Source organism: Kitasatospora sp. NPDC057198 (assembly GCF_042670125.1).
Classification (GTDB): domain Bacteria; phylum Actinomycetota; class Actinomycetes; order Streptomycetales; family Streptomycetaceae; genus Kitasatospora.
In genome coordinates, this window is sequence record NZ_JBHUWH010000672.1 from 1 (window position 1) to 3,114 (window position 3,114).

The following is a 3,114-nucleotide window of genomic DNA, read 5'->3' on the forward strand; positions in this document are numbered from 1 at the left end:
GACCCGAACGAGGGGTCGGGCGCCGCGGTGCTTGTGCCGCAAGGGTCGTGTCCGCATGTCGGACAGCGAGTCCCGGAAATTGGGACGTAGACCAAATGTCTGATTTACTGGATCCCATGACCACGACGACGACATGCATCCCCACCGGCGCGACGCCGGCAGGTGAGTCGCGCATGTGCGGCCGTCGAATGTGTCGCAGCTGAGGGCCCCCGCCCGGCACCCGCTGACGCCCCGTCGGCCGAGGACCGCCCGGTGACTCGTTAGGGCCACGCCCACGGGCGGTCCGCCCGGCCGACGGCCATGATCGAAACGACGTCGGCACCCCCCTTCCCCGGCACTCGCGTGCCCATCCCGCCATTGGCGCGGGCGCCCCCGCGGCCGTCCGCAGACGAACAACGGAAGCAGCTGTGATCACCACCAAGGGCCTGACCAAGGTCTACCGCTCCCAGGGCCGCGAGGTCCGGGCGCTGGACGACGTCGACCTGCACGTGCGGCAGGGCGAGGTGTTCGGGGTCGTCGGCACCAGCGGCGCCGGCAAGTCCACCCTGATCCGGTGCGTCAACCTGCTGGAGCGGCCCACCTCCGGCACCGTCACCGTCGACGGCGTGGAACTGACCGCGCTGTCCGGCAGCGAGCAGCGCGCCGGAAGCGACCTGCGCGCCGCCCGGCAGCGGATCGGCATGGTCTTCCAGCACTTCAACCTGCTCTCCTCGCGCACCGTCCAGCAGAACGTCGAACTCCCGCTGGAGATCACCGGCCTGGACCGCCGCGAGCGCCGCCGCAGGGCCGCCGAACTGCTCGACCTGGTCGGCCTCGGCGACAAGGCCCGCAGCCACCCCTCCCAGCTCTCCGGCGGCCAGAAGCAGCGCGTCGGCATCGCCCGCGCCCTGGCCGGCGACCCCAAGGTGCTGCTCTCCGACGAGGCCACCAGCGCCCTCGACCCGGAGACCACCCGCTCGATCCTCAAGCTGCTGCGCGAGCTCAACCAGCAACTCGGCCTGACGATCCTGCTGATCACCCACGAGATGGACGTCATCAAGTCGGTCTGCGACTCCGCCGCCCTGATGCGCGGCGGCAAGGTCGTGGAGACCGGGCAGCTCACCGACCTGCTCGCCGACGGCCACTCGCGGATCGCCCGGGACCTCTTCCCGCTCGGCGACTTCGGCAGCCGGGCCCCCGACCGCACCGTCCTGGAGATCACCTTCCAGGGCGACGCGCCCGCCCAGCCGTTCGTCTCCCAGCTGGCCCGCACCTACCAGATCGACATCAACATCCTCGGTGCGGCCGTCGAGACCATCGCCGGCCGCCTGGTCGGCCGGATGCGGGTCGAACTGCCCGGCAGCCACACCGACAACGTGGTGCCGATCGGCTACCTGCGCCAACAGGGACTCCAGGTGGACGTCCTCGAACCGTCGAACGGAGCGGCCGCGTGACCTGGGACCAGATGCAGGAACTGATGTGGCCCGCCACCTGGGAGACCCTCGGGATGGTCGGCATCGCCGGCCTCGCCACCCTGCTGATCGGCCTGCCGGTCGGGCTGCTGCTGGTGCTCACCGACAGGGGCGGCCTGCTGCAGAACCTGGCGGTCAGCCGGGTGCTCGGCGCGGTCGTCAACGTCGGCCGCTCCATCCCGTTCGTCATCCTGATCGTCGCGGTGATCCCGTTCACCAAGCTGGTCATGGGCACCTCGCTCGGCTGGCAGGCGGCCAGCGTCCCGCTGGCGATCGGCGCGATCCCGTTCTTCGCCCGGCTGGTGGAGACCTCCGTCCGCGAGGTGGACGGCGGCCTGGTCGAGGCGCTCAAGTCGATGGGCGCGGGCACCGGCACCATCGTCCGCAAGGCCCTGCTGCCCGAGGCGCTGCCCTCGCTGGTCGCCTCCGCCACCACCACGGTGATCGCCCTGATCGGCTACTCCGCGATGGCCGGCACGGTCGGCGGCGGCGGCCTCGGCAGCCTCGCCATCACCTACGGCTACCTGCGCTTCGAGACCGCCTTCATGTGGGTCATCGTCGCCGAGATCGTCGTCATCGTCACCGCGATCCAACTGCTCGGCGACTTCACCGCCCGCCGGCTCTCGCACCGCGGCGACTACCGCAGCCCGCTCGGCTTCTTCCGCTCCGCCACGGCGAAGCCGGACGCCACCGAGGAAGACCTGCTCTCCTCCCGCTGACTCCCCGTCCCGCACCACGAGGACGGGCACCCCGGCCCCACCAGGGCCGTTCGCACCCCGCAGAAAGGCACTTTTCGTGCGTAACGTTCTGAAGACCACCGCCCTGACCGCCACCGCCGCCGGCCTCGCGCTCTCCCTGGCCGCCTGCTCCTCGGGCTCCTCGGACTCCGGCGCCTCCGCCGACCCGAACAAGCCCCTGGTGGTCGTCGCCAGCCCCACCCCGCACGCGCAGATCCTCAAGTTCGTGCAGGACAACCTGGCGGCCGGGGCCGGCCTCAAGCTGGACGTCAAGGAGGTCACCGACTACGTGACCCCCAACACCTCGGTCCAGGACGGCTCCGCGGACGCGAACTACTTCCAGCACCAGCCCTACCTGGACGACTTCAACAAGAAGAACGGCACGAACATCGTGTCCGTCGAGGCCGTCCACCTGGAGCCGCTCGGCGTCTACTCCAAGAAGGTCAAGAGCGTCGGCGAGCTCAAGGACGGCGCCCAGGTCGCCGTCCCGAACGACGCCACCAACGAGGGCCGGGCGCTCAAGCTGCTCGCCGACAACGGCGTGATCACCCTCAAGGACGGCGCCGGCACCACCGCCACCGTCCAGGACGTCGCCGGCAACCCGAAGAACCTCAAGTTCAAGGAGCTGGAGGCGGCCCAGCTGCCGCGCGCCCTCGACGACGTCGACGCCGCCGTCATCAACGGCAACTACGCCCTGGGCGCCGACCTCAAGCCCGCCACCGACGCCCTGGTGCTGGAGAAGGCCGAGGGCAACCCCTACGCCAACATCCTCGCCGTCAAGAAGGGCCACGAGAACGACCCGCGGGTGCAGAAGCTCGCCCAGCTGCTGCACTCCGACGAGGTGAAGAAGTACATCGACGACAACTTCCAGGGCGCCGTCGTCCCGGCGTTCTGACCCGCCCGCCGACCACCGCGGTGCCCCCGGC

General features: G+C 70.6%; 3 protein-coding genes. All 3 read left to right on the forward strand.

The features are described 5' to 3' along the window. Positions 1-407 precede the first annotated feature (407 nt). Positions 408-1,433, forward strand: a complete 1,026-nt coding sequence (locus ACFUEL_RS37545; protein WP_380242362.1) for a methionine ABC transporter ATP-binding protein — start codon at positions 408-410, stop codon at positions 1,431-1,433. Continuing rightward, positions 1,430-2,170 (forward strand): methionine ABC transporter permease, encoded by a 741-nt coding sequence (locus ACFUEL_RS37550; RefSeq protein ID WP_380242364.1) that lies wholly within the window; start codon positions 1,430-1,432, stop codon positions 2,168-2,170. Before ACFUEL_RS37545 ends, ACFUEL_RS37550 begins: the two co-directional genes overlap by 4 nt. A gap of 76 nt (positions 2,171-2,246) precedes the next feature. Then, a complete protein-coding gene (locus ACFUEL_RS37555; protein WP_380242367.1) occupies positions 2,247-3,083 on the forward strand; it encodes a MetQ/NlpA family ABC transporter substrate-binding protein in 837 nt (278 codons plus the stop codon). Positions 3,084-3,114: the final 31 nt, after the last annotated feature.